The organism is Vibrio gazogenes, assembly GCF_002196515.1.
Taxonomy (GTDB): Bacteria; Pseudomonadota; Gammaproteobacteria; order Enterobacterales; family Vibrionaceae; genus Vibrio; species Vibrio gazogenes_A.
This window is the reverse complement of sequence record NZ_CP018836.1, coordinates 807,512-823,944: the sequence shown is the minus strand read 5'-3', so window position 1 is coordinate 823,944 and position 16,433 is coordinate 807,512. Positions and strand designations below refer to the sequence as shown.

General features: G+C 43.9%; 14 protein-coding genes and 1 pseudogene. 10 read left to right on the top strand and 5 right to left on the bottom strand.

The features are described from left to right. The first annotated feature begins 19 nt into the window (after nt 1-19). From BSQ33_RS19190 to BSQ33_RS19180, 3 genes are all read left to right on the top strand, one after another. Nucleotides 20-289, top strand: coding sequence for a hypothetical protein (locus tag BSQ33_RS19190; protein ID WP_021021973.1), 270 nt, complete (start codon nt 20-22; stop codon nt 287-289). Further along, a complete protein-coding gene (locus tag BSQ33_RS19185; protein ID WP_021021974.1) occupies nt 286-705 on the top strand; it encodes a hypothetical protein in 420 nt (139 codons plus the stop codon). The genes BSQ33_RS19190 and BSQ33_RS19185 overlap by 4 nt, the downstream gene beginning before the upstream one ends. A 402-nt stretch (nt 706-1,107) precedes the next feature. Continuing rightward, entirely contained in the window at nt 1,108-1,389 is a 282-nt protein-coding gene (locus BSQ33_RS19180) for a hypothetical protein (RefSeq protein ID WP_088134964.1), read from the top strand. 142 nt (nt 1,390-1,531) lie between these two features. Here the strand turns inward: BSQ33_RS19180 and BSQ33_RS19175 are convergent, their stop codons facing one another. Next, the gene (locus BSQ33_RS19175) at nt 1,532-2,410 is read right to left on the bottom strand and encodes a HEPN domain-containing protein (protein WP_157721446.1); all 879 of its coding nucleotides are present in this window, start codon (nt 2,408-2,410) and stop codon (nt 1,532-1,534) included. A gap of 468 nt (nt 2,411-2,878) precedes the next feature. Here BSQ33_RS19175 and BSQ33_RS19170 point away from each other — a divergent pair, with 468 nt between their 5' ends. Genes BSQ33_RS19170 through BSQ33_RS19160 form a run of 3 tightly spaced genes read left to right on the top strand, consistent with a single transcriptional unit; the run spans nt 2,879 to nt 6,182 of the window. Further along, nucleotides 2,879-5,512, top strand: a complete 2,634-nt coding sequence (locus tag BSQ33_RS19170) for a hemagglutinin repeat-containing protein (protein ID WP_198298196.1) — start codon at nt 2,879-2,881, stop codon at nt 5,510-5,512. Nucleotides 5,513-5,515: 3 nt separating this feature from the next. Continuing rightward, entirely contained in the window at nt 5,516-5,890 is a 375-nt protein-coding gene (locus BSQ33_RS19165; RefSeq protein ID WP_088134961.1) for an RES family NAD+ phosphorylase, read from the top strand. Beyond that, nucleotides 5,883-6,182, top strand: coding sequence for an antitoxin Xre/MbcA/ParS toxin-binding domain-containing protein (locus BSQ33_RS19160; RefSeq protein ID WP_088134960.1), 300 nt, complete (start codon nt 5,883-5,885; stop codon nt 6,180-6,182). The genes BSQ33_RS19165 and BSQ33_RS19160 overlap by 8 nt, the downstream gene beginning before the upstream one ends. Nucleotides 6,183-6,283: 101 nt before the next feature. Here BSQ33_RS19160 and BSQ33_RS19155 read toward each other — a convergent pair whose 3' ends face one another. Next, a complete protein-coding gene (locus tag BSQ33_RS19155; protein ID WP_088134959.1) occupies nt 6,284-7,159 on the bottom strand; it encodes a HEPN domain-containing protein in 876 nt (291 codons plus the stop codon). A gap of 519 nt (nt 7,160-7,678) precedes the next feature. Between BSQ33_RS19155 and BSQ33_RS19150 the strand changes: the two genes are divergently transcribed. Both BSQ33_RS19150 and BSQ33_RS19145 read left to right on the top strand, forming a co-directional pair. After that, nucleotides 7,679-9,457 carry a YwqJ-related putative deaminase gene (locus BSQ33_RS19150; protein WP_088134958.1) on the top strand — a complete coding sequence of 593 codons (1,779 nt, stop codon included), beginning with the start codon at nt 7,679-7,681 and terminating at the stop codon, nt 9,455-9,457. A gap of 1 nt (nt 9,458) precedes the next feature. Next, nucleotides 9,459-10,349, top strand: coding sequence for a hypothetical protein (locus tag BSQ33_RS19145; RefSeq protein ID WP_088134957.1), 891 nt, complete (start codon nt 9,459-9,461; stop codon nt 10,347-10,349). On the opposite strand, the pseudogene nfi reads toward BSQ33_RS19145, so the two are convergent. Beyond that, a pseudogene (gene nfi, locus BSQ33_RS22075) lies at nt 10,341-10,982 on the bottom strand (deoxyribonuclease V). The gene BSQ33_RS19145 and the pseudogene nfi overlap by 9 nt on opposite strands. Nucleotides 10,983-11,074: 92 nt before the next feature. Continuing rightward, nucleotides 11,075-11,950, bottom strand: a complete 876-nt coding sequence (locus BSQ33_RS19135; RefSeq protein WP_157721445.1) for a HEPN domain-containing protein — start codon at nt 11,948-11,950, stop codon at nt 11,075-11,077. Nucleotides 11,951-12,834: 884 nt separating this feature from the next. Between BSQ33_RS19135 and BSQ33_RS19130 the strand changes: the two genes are divergently transcribed. After that, the gene (locus BSQ33_RS19130; RefSeq protein WP_088134955.1) at nt 12,835-13,803 is read left to right on the top strand and encodes an EndoU domain-containing protein; all 969 of its coding nucleotides are present in this window, start codon (nt 12,835-12,837) and stop codon (nt 13,801-13,803) included. Further along, entirely contained in the window at nt 13,803-14,228 is a 426-nt protein-coding gene (locus BSQ33_RS19125; protein ID WP_088134954.1) for a hypothetical protein, read from the top strand. The genes BSQ33_RS19130 and BSQ33_RS19125 overlap by 1 nt, the downstream gene beginning before the upstream one ends. 248 nt (nt 14,229-14,476) lie before the next feature. On the opposite strand, the gene BSQ33_RS19120 is transcribed toward BSQ33_RS19125, so the two are convergent. Beyond that, nucleotides 14,477-15,588 (bottom strand): IS3 family transposase gene (locus tag BSQ33_RS19120; RefSeq protein WP_420070639.1). Its coding sequence is split into 2 segments (ribosomal slippage): nt 14,477-15,327 and nt 15,327-15,588, totalling 1,113 coding nucleotides; the frame shifts between segments, so codons are not numbered across the junction. Nucleotides 15,589-16,433 lie beyond the last annotated feature (845 nt).

Here is a 16,433-nt window from a genome sequence, read left to right as displayed (position 1 = left end):
AGAGGTTGATGATCAAAAATTGCAAAATATAGTAAATGATGTTTATAAAGGGGATAAATTCTCTTCATATGAAGGGACTGGCAGTACCGCTGATGCAGCTCGATGGGAATATAATTCTGGTGGTATGTTAAATGGTGCAGACCATTTAAATAATAAAGCTCCTCAAGTTATAACAAGGCTTGAGAAGTGGTTGAAGAGCAATTCATCAGCATCTCTTTCAGATAAGCATGCTGCTCAGGAGATGTTGAAAGACTTTCGCAATGCTATAGATGGTAAGAATAATAAATGATGATGGATACACCAGACGAACTACTCAAATTTTTTATATATATAGCTCCCAGCTTTATTGAAAGATGGAATTCTGACGATAATTATAATATTGAAGATAATGGTGATTTTACATTTTGTGGTGTATGCAATGAATTTGCTCATTTCTTTATTGATCAAAGTCAATTTAGACATAGCCCCGCTACTATGAAAATTGAGCCTGATTGGCAAGAGAATATCAATGTTGGAAAAATGGTAGAGTTATTTGATTTTATAGAGCATAGTTTAACCCACTCTAACTCCTTGTTAGCAAATTCTCTTAAATCTTGCTTTTTAGAAGATATCGCTCAGACTGCTGCGGGTGAATATGCTAGATCGTTTATGGGAAAAAATTCATTAAATTTTTTCTCCCAGTGGCATAGAGATATAAGATATTAACTCTGGTAGCAAGACGAAATTGTTCATTATTTATCCTTGGAACGTCAAAGTGGTTGCAGAGCTGAGACCACGTCAGGTTTCAGCTCTACACCCGTCCCAAACAAACCCGTTCCACCAACTCTTTCAGCTTCTGGAATAAGCAGGACACACACATTCAAGGGATAGATTTACTTATGGCGTGTGTCCTTATAATTCGTCATGGATGCTATTGGGATGATGATATATGAGTCTTATCGTGGAGAATTGAAGCTGGATAGGGAATCGATTTAACCGCTGATTCCGAGTGAGTTCAAATTTATTGGTCATCAATTATCAGACTGATTTCATGATGATGAGAGATTGATTAGAGCGGGTGTCCTTATTTTTTTTGAACCCAGTATCCTGTGAATTAAGAAGTAACATATGCCAATACCAGAGCCATTGAAAAAAGTTTTTGAATCTTATTGTCATGTGAATGCAACTAATATTGAGCTGCTGGCAGAGCATTATAAATATGATAATTGGTCATATAGTAAGCCAAATATTTTCAAGGAACAGCTTCGATCAGCAATTGAAAATCATTCTATTTCAATTGCTGAATATGATGAGATAACCAAAGAAGAGTTTGACTCATCTGAAGAGTTGTATGGATGGCTCATTGAAATTTGGAATAGAGTCATAGGTGAGCCTATTAACATTTCATGAGGAGAGTGTTCAGAATCCTGAGACAGTGAAATAAGCAGGACACACACCTCAAGGAATGGATTTACTTATGGTGCGTGTCTATAGTGGTTTAACTACCCAAAGGATATCAGGAAGGCGCTCAGCCAGTATTTGTACGAGACTTTCAGCTCTGCACCCGCCCCAAACAAACCCGTTCCACCAATCCTTTCAGCTTTTGCACCTCACCCTCCAGATACGCCAATTCTTCAACCGTAATTTCATAATGCTCCGAATAGCGGGCTTCGATATACGCCCGTTGCAGACGGCGGAAGCAGCGGCGGTGGAATTTGTTGTCGAGCGGGAAAATGGTTGCAAATTCAGCATCGATTTGTGAGCAAAGTTTACTGAGCTTTTCGATATCGTGAGATTTTGGCAGGTAGTTGGTGCAAGTAAGTAGAGCACAAGCGAAGAAACGTTCAGCCGATTGATGAAGCATGAAAGCTGACTTTTTGAGCCAATTCCGTTTTAGATCATCTTCATATGAAACGAAAAACTGCTCTGCACTTTCAAACCACTGCTCATAATGTTTCCGAGCAATCTCCTGTTTTTCTTCCTCAGTCAAATCTCCCGGCTCGGCCAATGGTTTTGGTGTGGTGGCAAACAGTTCAATCCCTTCTTCGCGGATATCTTTGAAGAAATAATGCCCTTGCTGTAGCCGTTCGTTCACTTCCTGCAAATCATGGACAATCAATCCCAGCGGTGCGGAAGTGACTTTACGGTCGATCTGCTCTTTGGCGCGTTGCCAGACCACATCTTCTTCAACCAATGCGGCTTTATTCACAATCACCAGAATATCGTAATCGCTGATATAGCCATTGACCGGATCGTTGACCCAACTGCCTTTGGCATGGCTGCCGAACAGGATGATTTTTAGGATCCGAAACTCGCTTTTACTCCCGTTTTTGCCCTGAAGATAGTCGTCCAGCGTATCGCGCAGAATGGTCGATATGGTGGCAAGCTCCTGTTGTTTGGATTCGGGTAAATGGTCGAGGGATGTTTTCATAAAGCAATGTTTGGTCTGTGATTGAATCGCCATAGCATAAAAGAAGCGAGCGGCAAAAAACACTGTTTGTCATGGTTTTATTGAGGTTGCCGGGGGAAATGCGACGAGGTTCGGTTTTATTGACTTGTCTGGTGATTCTTGTCGCCTTTGGCTTCGAGGCATGACGCACAATTCCGTTTTTCGATTTCAGAGGCATCGGTGTGCTGTGCGCCTGTTCATCTTTCAGAGATGAAAGACGAACCAGAAAATCTTTTTTTGTTGGGCTTGGTCGTGCGTTGTCCAGAACCGGCTTTTACGGGCGTCCTGCCCGGAAAAGCTTAATCATTCTTCCATGAATGATTTTCTTGGTTGGGTGGTTTTCCCAAACCACGGAATTACAATTTATCTTCCCAGCCTCCGGCACCGAAATATGATGCACTATGAGGTGTGTGTCCTGATAAGCTGACCCTTGCTTCCAAAACGACCCTGTTGGCAAAACAAAATGCTGCGGCGGTAAACAGTATCACTTCCGGTGCGTTTGGTTTTGACGCCGGGCTGCATCTGGATATTGATGCCAACAAACAAAACAGCCAGTCCCTTCAGGTGACGTCGGTCGGCTCTCAATTGTCGGGGCAGAATGTCACGATTGAGGCGGGTCACCAAGCCGGACAGTCAGCGACGGTACAGGGCTCTGTGGTACAGGCTGAAGACACACTGGCTGTCAGTGGCAATCAAGTGAATCTGCTGGCGTCAGATGAGCAAAACAGCAACTCAAATGGCAGCGAGTCGGCGCATGTCGGTGCTTCTGTCACGCTATTCGGGGCGAACAGCGGGATTAACCTTGATGCCAGCTATAGCCGCAATGAGACTGTATCTAACAGTCAGACCCACACCAACAGTGTGTTGAGTGCCGATCATATCCAAATTACCTCGGACGGTAATACCGATGTGAACGGTGCCAGCGTTGCGGCCAATGAGCAACTGGATATGTCGGTGGGCGGTGACCTGAATGTGGCGTCGGTACAGAACCGCTACAGCAGCACCAATCACGGCGGTTCTGTCAGCGGTGGATTGAGTCTTTCCGGCGGGGATGTCGGCAGAGGTGGTGCTGTGAGCGGCTTTGATCATGCCGGGAACTTACAGGGCGTGAATGGTGGCGTGAACCTCTCCAACGGGCGTTCACACAGCCGGGAAACCGTGCAAACCCGTATCACTGCCGGTGGTGATGCCAATATTAGCGTGGGTGGCAATACCGATATCAAGGGCGCGACGATTGCGACGGTGAATGAAGACGGCAGCGACGCAGGAAAGCTCAATCTGGAAACCGGCACGCTGAGCTATACCGACCTGAGCAATACCCGTTATACCAGTAGCCTCAATGCCGGGGTGAGCACGGGTGTCGGTATCGGCAAGGATAAAACCGATTCGACCCAAATGGACAGTACCTATAACTCATCGAGATATCAGTACACCAATCAAAGCGGTTATCACAAGAGTAAAACGCTGGCGACGGTCGGACAGGGCGTGCTGCGTATTGAGGACACACACAACAGTGATGATACCGAGCGTCTGAACCGGGATATCACCAACACGACCAAAGACCTGTACTCAGTGGATCGTCAGCAGGGCAACTTTGATGTCACGGTTGACCATCGGTTGCTGAGTGAGACCGGGCGTGCACAAATCAAGGAAGACTTTAAACGCAATGCAATCACTGGCACTGCGATTGCCGATACGGTAACGAAAAAGAGCGTAGGCTTATTGAGTGATGACGACAGTGGTGTCAGCAGCCTGCGGGAGCATGTGGGACAGAAACAAGGGTTCTTTACCGCAGCAAAAACATTTGTGACAAGCGATGACAATCAGGCGTATGTCGAGACGCTCAATAACCCGACTGCAACCCCGGCGCAAAAGGAGGCGGCTTATCAGGCACTGTCAGCATCTGTTGCTGAGCAGTTTGGTTTGAACCCTGCACAAGTGATGACAGCACTGGTTAAAACAGCGAATGGTCAGTCCGCGAAAGGCGCATATGCGGCAGGGAAGGTGCTCATTAATGATGCAGCACATTACCGTCTTGAAGATATTGTCAACACCATCGGCCATGAAACCCAACATTATCTGGACGATGCTCAAAGTACCGGTACACATAATGATGTCTATAAGGCGAATCGGGAAGAGTATGCCGACACGATGGGTGAAGCCACTGAAGATTATGTTGGTTTCAACTTCGCCAATACAGGGCGTGGCGATTTCGGTGGCTGGAATTTACAGCGAGGCACAAATCATAGTGATTTAGTTCGAGAAAATACACAAACGGCAGCGCCATTATTACGAGACCCGACGATTGATTATCGTCAGCCGAATGCTGATGAGCGAACTGCGATTCTGGCACTTGCCGGGAATGATAAGCGCCGTCAGCAAGAGCTGAAAGAGGCCGCCTGTGCCTTGACGCATTGTTCTGCGGAATATGCAGTCGGCACAGAAAAATATAATGAAATGAAAGCCCTTGAAGAGGCTGGAGCCAGCAATCCGGAAGCACAGGAAGTGTTGTTGAAATATAGCTTCCTGAAAGTTGCCGACAATATGAACATGGCAACGGTGGTGGACAAATCATTTGGCTACACCGACAGCGATGCGCGGACGGATCGGTATCAAGCAGGTATGGATCAAGGGACTGAGAATAGTCTGAAAGCATTCAATGAGGCCTACGGAACCAATATCACTAAAGAGCAGTTTGAGTCAGGGGTCGGTTTCTTGAGTGGTCTTGCCGCTGGATTAGGTGCGGCGAAAGGAGGCAAATATACTGGCGCAGCGACAGCAGAGGATGCGACAGCATATAAGGCACTCAAGGGAATAGGGGAGAAAGCTGATACGGTTAGTTCGTTGTCGACAAAAGGATTGCCAACTTCAGGGAACACGTTATCCCGGGAAGAGGCATCGATCATCAGTCGGGGAAATTCTGGTGGTTCAGTGGTCGGGGCTTCTTCAGCCGAGACACCGAGTGTGAATCGTGGTAGTTTGGCTGAGCCAGTGTCGCCTTCATTAGGTTATGATTTATCTAAAATTGATCTACCTGAAGGAAAAACTTATGAAGGGACTGTTTATCGATATGAAAAGCCTTAATACATAGAAACTTCTTGGGATCAGCATTCTGGAAATATAAATGCTGACCACCGTTATACAGGGCAGGGTCAGGGAGGTGTTTATGCTGGAACTTCTCAGAACACGGCTCTGAACGAAATAAGTCACTACGATCCTAATGCTCAGGATTTGAGAGTTGTACTAACTAAAGAAGTAAAATTAAAAAAAGTTTTGGATTTAACTGATAGCCAAGTTAGAGGTAAATTAAATGTGACTTTGGAAGATATTACTAACGGTAGTGACTATTCAAAAACACAAGCAATTGGAAAGTGGGCTAAAGAGCATGGATATGATGGTATTCTAGCTCCTTCAGCCCGAGACTCCGAAGGTTCAAATATAGTGATACTGAAAAATGAATAAACTTCCTGAAGAATTGATAGAACTACATAATAATTACTTGGGTGAATATGCATGGAAAATATTTGTAAATAGTTTGCGTTTATCTGAATCAGAGGTTGATAAATTATTTGATTCTGAAATCTCAGAAGATGTGGCAAAAGTACTTCTGTGTAAAGTTGGCCCGGTAGAACATTCAAAGCGTTGGCTTGAAACAAATATTCCTGCTCTGCATAACTATAAGCCATTAGACGTAATTAAAAATTATAAGGAAGGTGAGGAAATTATTCGCTCTATTTTGATGAGAATGCCATAGTAGCAGCTAGTGTAATCCATATGAATATTTTTGAATAAATAAAATCCAAACAGGGGTGATTCATTCGCCCACCAAGCTGGAACCATCAGGTTCCAGCCCCTTCACCCAACCCGCCCCAAACAAACCCGTTCCACCAACTCTTTCAGCTTTCGCACCTCACCCTCCAAATAAGTCAGTTCTTCCACGGTAATCTCATAATGCTCCGAATAGCGGGCTTCGATATAGGCGCGTTGCAGGTGACGGAAGCAGCGGCGGTGGAATTTGTTGTCGAGCGGGAAAATGGTTGTAAACTCAGCATCGATTTGGGCGCACAGTTTGCCCAGTTTTTCGATGTTGTGGGATTTAGGTAAATAGTTGGTGCAGGTGAGTAGGGTACAGGCGAATAAATGTTCACTTGCTTGATGGAGTAAAAACGCAGCTTTTTTCAACCAATGGTTTTGCATCGTTACTTGGTGTAAAGCAATAAACTGAACTGCACTTTCAAACCACTGCTCATAATGCTTACGGGCAATTTCCTGCTTTTCTGCTTCGGTTAAATCCCCCGGCTCTGCCAATGGTTTCGGTGTGGCGGCAAACAGTTCAATTCCCTCTTCGCGGATATCTTTGAAGAAATAATGCCCTTGCTGTAGCCGTTCATTCACTTCCTGCAAATCATGGACAATCAATCCCAGTGGTGCGGAAGTGACTTTACGGTCGATCTGCTCTTTGGCGCGTTGCCAGACGACATCTTCTTCAACCAATGCGGCTTTATTCACAATCACCAAAATATCGTAATCGCTGATATAGCCGTTGATCGGATCGTTGACCCAACTGCCTTTGGCATGGCTGCCGAACAGGATGATTTTTAAGATCCGAAACTCGCTTTTACTCCCGTTTTTGCCCTGAAGATAGTCTTCCAGCGTGTCACGCAGAATGGTTGAAATGCTCTGAAGCTCTTGCTGTTTGGATTCGGGCAAATGGTCGAGAGATGTTTTCATAAAGCGATATTCGGTCTGTGTGGATTGAATAGCGCATAGGATAAAAGAAGTGAGTAGCAAAAAACACTGCTTGTCATGGTTTTAGAGGGGTTGCCTAGGGAAATGCGACGGGGTTCGGTTTTATTGATTTGTCTGGTGATTCTTGCCGTCTTTGGCTTCGAGGCATGACGCACAATTCCGTTTTTCGATTTCAGTGGCATCGGTGTGCTGTGCGCCTGTTCATCTTTCAGAGATGAAAGACGAACCAGAAAATCTTTTTTTGTTGAGCTTGGTCGTGCGTTGTCCAGAACCAGCTTTTACGGGCGTCCTGCCCGGAAAAGCCTAACCATTCATCCGTGAATGGTTTTCTTGGTTGGGTGGCTGATTTGAATTGAGAGAAATATTTTTAAAGCCAAATTGAGCGATGCTCTCAGGGTGAAAAATCATGGAAGATTTTTCAGGATTGCTTGAGCAGGATGCGAATCAATCCGACCCTGATTACACGCGCTGAACTCAAACTCAAGGCACTTTTGGGGACTTTTGCTGCTGGGCAAAAGTCTCTGGGGCGCTGTCGAAAATGCCATTGAAATTGATGAATGTTATTGCGTCCCAAACCACAGCATCATTAATACGGCCATTGGTCAGGAGCTGGGACGGCAGAAGGATTTACAAACGGGGACGGCAGGGTCTGAGACGGAGCGGACTTCGATGAACGAAGCGATGGGTGAGCAGTATGCCCGGCGTCTGGGACAGTTGTACAGCAGTGACAACTATTCGAGCTATTCAGAGACGTTTGCCAGCAGCCTACAAAACAGTTCGATAGTGGCGCAGGGCACCGCATCGGCCAATCAGGTAGGTGATGCGAATGTGGTGTATCGTCAGTTACACCCGAAAGAGGTGGCTGCGATTCACTCGCTGTCAGACCAACTGGCGCAGAAGACCGGGATGTCGAGTGACAAGGCTGAAAAACTTTTAGCACAAGTTGCCGCAGGCCGGGTGGATGAGAAATGGTCTGAAGTCTACCAACTGGATGATGCCAGTATTGGCGATGATGTTGCGGCGGCAAACGAGCTATTGGATGGGTTTGCTGAAGCGCAGGGTAAAGAGCTGCTCAAAGATGATGATGTGGTGGCGAACTGGTTCAGCGAAGACCCTGAATCGGATGTGTACAAGGACACCAGTCTGTTCAGTGAAAACCTGACCAGTGGTGTTGAGGTCAACAATCCGGGCGGTTATCCGCAGAGTGAGGCTGCCGGACCGGTGGCACGCAATCCAGAATATCTGAACTTCTACAAGCAGAACCTTGAAGTTGCGGTGGCAGATACCTATCAGGGCAAGCTGACGGCAGAGCAGTTATCCGCGATGAAAGCGGGCGCGACCCAAAGCCTCGATGACATGGTTGATGCCGTGAAACAGTTACCGGAAGTTGCAGCGTTTGCGGCTTCACACCCGGTATTATTTGGCAAAGCGATGGCGAAAGCATATACGCAGATGCTGACGGATAACCAGCGGGATACGGGAGAGATGCTGGCCCTACGGATGATGGGCAAAAATGAAGAAGCTCAGCAGGTGGGAGCGAAGCATGTTGGTGAGATGCTGACCAATATCGCGTTAGGTCTGAGCGGAGAAGCGGCCGCGACCAAAGCCGTTGAAGCGATTGGCAAGGTTACGAAGACCGTCAAGGGTGCGCTTCCGGTTGTTGATAATACGTCATTACCGAAATATACCGGAGGCAACGGGGCTAGTGATATCGACAGAACGCTTCCGTTAGCCGAAACACCGCAACATGAGCTAACAAGTACAGTTTTAAATGATGCGGCTAAGATATTAGATTCGGGGTTATCAACAAAGAAATTAAAAAGACAAGCAGCGGTTTCAAGAGCATCGGTTGATGAACTGGAAGTTGTGAGCAAAGAATATACAAATCTCCCCGGCAAGGTAAATAAATTCCCGGGTGTTAGCCAAGTTGATGAGCAACATTTTGTGATTGAGGATAAACAGGCATTTATCTCTGCTGTTAAGGAATTATATGAAGATGCAAAAAATCCCCTTAATCAAATAACTCAAGCAGAAATAATGAAACATATTGGTGAAGGAAAAGTATTTGATACCATCGCAGGGATTCCTGGGCTACATGCAGAGGTTCAGTCTGTGAATGATATTATTAATCAACTACCCGAAGGTTTTGATTTATCTAAAGTAAAAGTATCAACAGTTAAATTGGCTCCGGGCAATGGGCAAGGGCAAGCTTTTCCTGCATGTACCAACTGTAGTGGTATACTGTCGAATCAGGTCGATATTCTTACAGGAGTCAAATGATATGAAGTATTTTATGCTGAGGGTAAAGCAAAGTGCTTTAACGGAGAAGGAGGGGGTATTCTTCTATAACGATGTTCCTTTTACTGGCGTAGCCTTCTTAATGAATGACAATATGCTGGAAAGTGCGAATGAATTTAGCGATGGTAACGTTGTTGGAGAATACTTATTTGAACATTTTCATGGCTTTGATACAAAGCTAATTATTGATGACGAATTACTCGAACCTGAAGATGAAGATTCTTATCAGCCTTTTATGTGTTTTAATGGCGATATGTTTACGGGTTTATCGCTTGAATTTGAAGGGGATTTTTGCACAGCAGAGTATATGTATGTGAGAGGCTGGAGTGATTCGAGTATCGGATATTATCCGACGGGTTGTATTGAGGCAATTGAGATTGAACACCCCAAGTTGTCGCAAAATTTTCTTTGGTATAAAAGTGGTCAGGTTGAACGGTTTGAGATTTCATATCATCATCAGATTTTTATAAAACTATTGTTTAATGAAGATGGAACTATCTCAGTATTAAATATTAGTGATGATTATTTTAATCAAGTGATATTATTATCAGATCAATTACTTTGTGGCTTATTTAGAGATGATTGTTTTATAGATACATTAAGGATAGGAGATTTTTTGTCTATTCGAGGATTATTTATTGATGATGATGTGTTTAAAAGAATTTTCACAAATGATGGTATTAAAAATATAAAAATATTATATGTTTCTGATACAAAAATCACAGAAAGGAGTGTTTTTTTGTTGAAAGAATTACCAATGTTAGAAAACCTTTCCATTACTTCTACATTGATTAATGCAGAAGTAATAAGAGAAATAAAGCTAAATAATCCAGAATGCTATATAAAATTTAATGATAAAGAGATCTTACTGTAGAATCTCTTTCATGTATTGGTTAACAAGTTGATCAGCGAGCCGGGTTGTTTCAGGGAGGCGGTACTTGGGGGCCAGTTTTAGTATCCAGCCACAAGCAGTTTCTAAGGAAATCCGGTGACCTATAGAAACATAGATTGGATTCACATTGTTTTGTGTTCTTAATACCGAACCAATAATCTCATTCTCATTAAAGAGGGGGCTCACTTATCCTCTTATTGTGTTTGGTTCATCATATGTGCCGATTAATCGTGTTTTGCCACAGCCAATCGTTGGTATATCGAAAATTACACCTAAATGACAGGCTAGTCCAAATCGGCGAGGGTGGGCATAGCCTTGTCCATCACAAACAATTAAATCCGGTTTATGTTGAAGTTTTTTGAATACTTTTACTAATGGAGGTATTTCCCGAAAGGAGAACAATCCGGGAATGTAAGGAAACTGCTCGATATCTTCCTCTGCTACTTTTTCTACAACATCTAAGGTATCAGCATCAAGAATAACTGCGGCTGCGACAAGTTTATGGCTGCTTTTTTGATAAGCGACATCAACACCGGCAACTAATCCAATTTTATTAAAGGAATCATGCGTAATTACTTTTTGGGCGAGCTCTTTTTGTATATCTAATGCTTCCATTTCAGATAAAGCCCAATTGTGATGAATGACAGGTTCCAATATATACTCCTATTTAAGTAGACGGTTCATTGTTCTACGTTGTTCCAGCTCTATTACCCAATCCACCCCAAACAAACCCGCTCCACCAACCCTTTCAGCTTTTGCACCTCACCCTCCAAATAAGTCAGTTCTTCCACGGTAATCTCATAATGCTCCGAATAGCGGGCTTCGATATAGGCGCGTTGCAGGCGACGGAAGCAGCGGCGGTGGAATTTGTTGTCGAGCGGGAAAATCGTCGCAAATTCAGCATCGATTTGGGCGCATAGTTTGCCCAGTTTTTCGATGTTGTGGGATTTAGGTAAATAATTGGTGCAGGTGAGTAGGGTACAGGCAAAGAGTCTTTCTGTGACTTGATGAAGCATGAATGCAGAAATTTTCTCATCCCCTTTTTCTAAACTGAACTGGAAATGATCAAAGAAACCATTGGCGCTTTTGAACCACTGTTCATAATGCTTACGGGCAATTTCCTGCTTTTCTGCTTCGGTTAAATCCCCCGGCTCGGCCAATGGTTTGGGTGTGGCGGCAAACAGTTCAATCCCTTCTTCACGGATATCCTTAAAAAAGTAGTGCCCTTGCTGTAGCCGTTCGTTCACTTCCTGCAAATCATGGACAATCAATCCCAGTGGTGCGGAAGTGACTTTACGGTCGATCTGCTCTTTGGCGCGTTGCCAGACCACATCTTCTTCAACCAGTGCGGCTTTATTCACAATCACCAGAATATCGTAATCGCTGATATAGCCATTGACCGGATCGTTGACCCAACTGCCTTTGGCATGGCTGCCGAACAGGATGATTTTTAGGATGCGAAACTCGCTTTTACTCGCTGTTTTGCCCTGAAGATAGTCGTCCAGCGTATCGCGCAGAATGGTTGAAATGTTCTGAAGCTCTTGCTGTTTGGATTCGGGCAAATGGTCGAGAGATGTTTTCATAAAGCGATATTCGGTCTGTGTGGATTGAATCGCCATAGGATAAAAGAAGCGAGCGGCAAAAAACACTGTTTGTCATGGTTTTAGATGGGTTGCCTAGGGAAATGCGACGGGGTTCGGTTTTATTGGTTTGTCTGGTGATTCTTGTCGCCTTTGGCTTCGAGGCATGACGCACAATTCCGTTTTTCGATTTCAGAGGCATCGGTGTGCTGTGCGCCTGTTCATCTTTCAGAGATGAAAGACGAACCAGAAAATCTTTTTTTGTTGAGCTTGGTCGTGCGTTGTCCAGAACCAGCTTTTACGGGCGTCCTGCCCGGAAAAGCCTAACCATTCATCCGTGAATGGTTTTCTTGGTTTGGTGGCTGATTTGAATTGAGAGAAATATTTTTAAAGCCAAATTGAGCGATGCTCTCAGGGTGAAAAATCATGGAAGATTTTTCAGGATTGCTTGAGCAGGATGCGAATCAATCCGACCCTGATTACACGCGCTGAACTCAAACTCAAGGCACTTTTGGGGACTTTTGCTGCTGGGCAAAAGTCTCTGGGGCGCTGTCGAAAATGCCATTGAAATTGATGAATGTTATTGCGTCCCAAACACCTGCACAAAAGTTTTATTTGCCTAGCCTCCGGCTCCGAAATATGACGCACAATTCCGTTTTTCGATTTCAGTGGCATCGGTGTGCTGTGCGCCTGTTCATCTTTCAGAGATGAAAGACGAACCAGAAAATCTTTTTTTGTTGGGCTTGGTCGTGCGTTGTCCAGAACCAGCTTTTACGGGCGTCCTGCCCGGAAAAGCCTAACCATTCTCCCGGAATGGTTTTCTTGGTCGGGTGGTTTTCACAAACCACGGAATTACAATTTATCTTCCCAGCCTCCGGCACCGAAATATGACGCACTTTAAGGTGTGTGTCCTGATAAGCTTTGAAGTGGCCGTGGCCGAGACTTATCAGGGCAAGCTGACGGCAGAGCAGTTATCCGCGATGAAAGCGGGCGCGACCCAAAGCCTCGATGACATGGTTGATGCCGTGAAACAGTTACCGGAAGTTGCAGCGTTTGCGGCTTCACACCCGGTATTATTTGGCAAAGCGATGGCGAAAGCATATACGCAGATGCTGACGGACAACCAGCGGGATACGGGTGAGATGCTGGCCCTGCGGATGATGGGCAAAAATGAAGAAGCTCAGCAGGTGGGAGCGAAGCATGTTGGTGAGATGCTGACCAATATCGCGTTAGGTCTGGGCGGAGAAGCGGCCGCGACCAAAGCCCTTGAAGCGATTGGCAAGGTTACGAAGACAGTCAAGGGTGCGCTTCCGGTTGTTGATAATACGTCATTACCGAAATATACCGGAGGCAATGGGTCAGCGGTTGTTGAGGGTGAGTTTGCCGGGCAGTCAAGTGCGCAGGGGGTTATTGGGAAGACTGCTGGGAATGATCTTTCAAATGATTACGTTCAGAATTCACCTGTAGATTTTAACCATATTCTGAAGGCAGATTATACCAAAAAAGGCAAACCAACAGGTGGCCATACTTTACTTTATGGTGATGTCCGTATCGTTTCTGGGACTGAGTCAAAGCCGGATATATCAGGTGTATACAAAGCAACTATTCAGGTCCCAGATCCAGCGAATCCTGAACAATGGATTACCAAAACTAGTAATAAATCTACTAATTCGATGTTCCCCAAAGATTGGGACGAAACTCGTGTTAAAGTAGAAGTTGATGCAGCTTGGAATAGCCCAAATAAAATAGTCGATGGTGATTTTTGGAGTTCTACAACCCCATCAGGTGTTAAAGTAGAAGGATATATTTCTCCAAGAACTACAGTCTACCCAGTATATCAGGAGTCGATTAAGTGATGAGTAGTATGAATATAAAGCTAAAATGTTTCTATACTGACGGTGGTCAAAATCCAAATATTGGGCAAGTATTTCAACGACGTAAAATTATAGAAGGAGACAGTAAGCAGATGGAACGATACCAACGTTACCTTGCGAATACACTAAGTCTTATAGCTCCTACTATAGATGACTGTGATTTTGTTTTGTGTTGCATTGATAAAGTAGAAAGTGGAACTGAAGCCGAATTTGAGGTTGAGGGTACAGATGTGGATTGGGTGATTAATGCTTCTGGGGTACAAATAAATATCAACATTAATGATGATTGGGTTGATCAACCTGAAGGTAAGTTCGAATTAAACGAGGTTAAGGTTGCTGTGAATGGATGGAAATCATTTTTGTGTATGTCAGAGGCATTTGATTCAATTGTAGAGGTTGAGTTGTAGGTGGTTTCTATAGTAGCTGATACATATAGATGGTAGATAGATTATGGAGCCTGTTACATAGAGGCAGGCTCAATTTATTTCAATAGCGAACTTACTCCAACTTATTGTAAATAGTTTTTGATGAAAATGTAGCTGTTGAGACAGCATTAACGGAACATGGACAAAAATGTAATCAAGGAATTTCTAGAGACGGTTCATTATTCTGTGTCACGCCCATTTTTATAAATCCAGGTGTAAACCTCCCCTAATTAGTTACACCCATAATTAGAGCTTTCAGCCTGTTCATGCTTCATTAAATATTCCCATGGTGTCAGATCGTTCAGTGCTCCATGAGGACGTTCTTCGTTGTATTCCCTGAGCCAGTCTTCCGTTAATTCTCGAACTTCCGTCAGTGTTTTGAAGACGTACATATCCAAGATTTCAGTGCGGTATGTGCGATTAAATCGTTCAATGTACGAGTTCTGAGTGGGTTTTCCTGGGTGGATAAATTCCAACTGAACATCGTGTTCTTCTGCCCATGTTGCTAATGTTGTGGAGATAAACTCAGGGCCATTATCCATTCGAAGTTTCTCAGGGTAGCCTCGCCATGCAATGACTCGTTCAAGTACTCGAACCACTCGCTGAGCGGGTAGGCTGAGATCGACTTCGATAGTTAATACTTCTCGGTTAAAATCATCCACAATATTGAAGGTTCGGAACCGACGTCCGCATTGCAGGCTATCGCTCATAAAATCAATAGACCAACACTGATTCTCTGACAACGGTACACTCAGCGGCTCTGGGTTACGATTTGGCAGACGCTTTTTCCCTTTACGACGTTTATTGAGTTTTAGCTCGCAGTAAATCCGATATATCCGCTTATGATTCCACGTCTTACCCCAGCGACGAAGGATCTTGAGTAACAGACCAAAGCCGTATGCCGGATAGCGCTCAACGGCCTTCTGCAATTCACAGATCACCTCTTGGTCATCGTTCGCTTTAGGCTGATATCGATAAACAGAGTCGCTAATGCCAACTGCGCGACAAGCAAGACGTAAACTGACGTTATGCACCTGTCGAGCATAATCAACGAGTTCACGTTTAGTCGCTGGCTTTACAGCTTTTTTTCCACGATATCTTTGAGAATTCGGTGCTCTAAGCTCAATTCTGCAAACATCGATTTAAGACGACGATTTTCGTCTTCCAGCTCTTTTAAACGTTTAACATCCGATGCTTCCATACCACCATATTTAGATTTCCAGTTGTAATAAGTTGCGTCAGATATGCCGTATTCTCGGCAGACTTCCTTGATAAGGCGGCCACCTTCTACTTCTTTCAAAATCTTCACGATCTGTGTTTCGGTATAGCGTGATTTTTTCATAGCGAGTTCTCCCTGATTAGCTCAGTTTATGCTGAAGAACTCCAAAATGGTATGCCACTATTTTAGGGGGTGATTACATCATCACCCAATTAGTCGTCGATGGCAGACGCTCCCTGTTTACTGGTGATGCGGGTATTGAGGCTTTGGAACATGCAGTAGATCAGGTGGAACGATGTACAAGTATAAGTGGTGCAGAGCTGAGATTTATGCAAATCCCGCATCATGGTAGCAAGCGTAATATTGGTACGACAGTGCTAAAACCGGATACACGGTTTTATGCAATGAAGACTGGTAACAAGGGAATGCCTCAGTTTCTTGAATTCAAATGCTGAAAGTAATTTTCTTACCGATAGCACTGAACTAACTTTGTAAACTAACAATAAAGTGATAATTACAACCATCTCTTGATAATTATCACGACGATAATATTACCTCTTCATTGTTAAGACTTATGTGAGTTTATTTATATTCTTTCAATGTGATCTTACTGAAAATACTATAATAGTGTTAGATTATGCTTTTTATAATCCTACATATTATGTCTTTAACTTTATATTGAGTGTATCAATGACAACAGTATTCGTTTCGTCAATATTGTGTTTCTGTTCTTACCACCCCTTTTATGACCAGAATTTTAATAGCATGATTTTTAGGCCAGCATCCATATATTCCATATATCAACTTATTTCAATACAGCGATGTTCTTCGATTCTGTAAAGCGTGATTTTTATGGTGGTTTTATACATTAGTTATTACAGGATTATCTAATTAATTCTATCTTATTTTAGAGGTGTAGATATTATGATATTTATCAATACTAATTAACTAATATGTTATTATTTTGT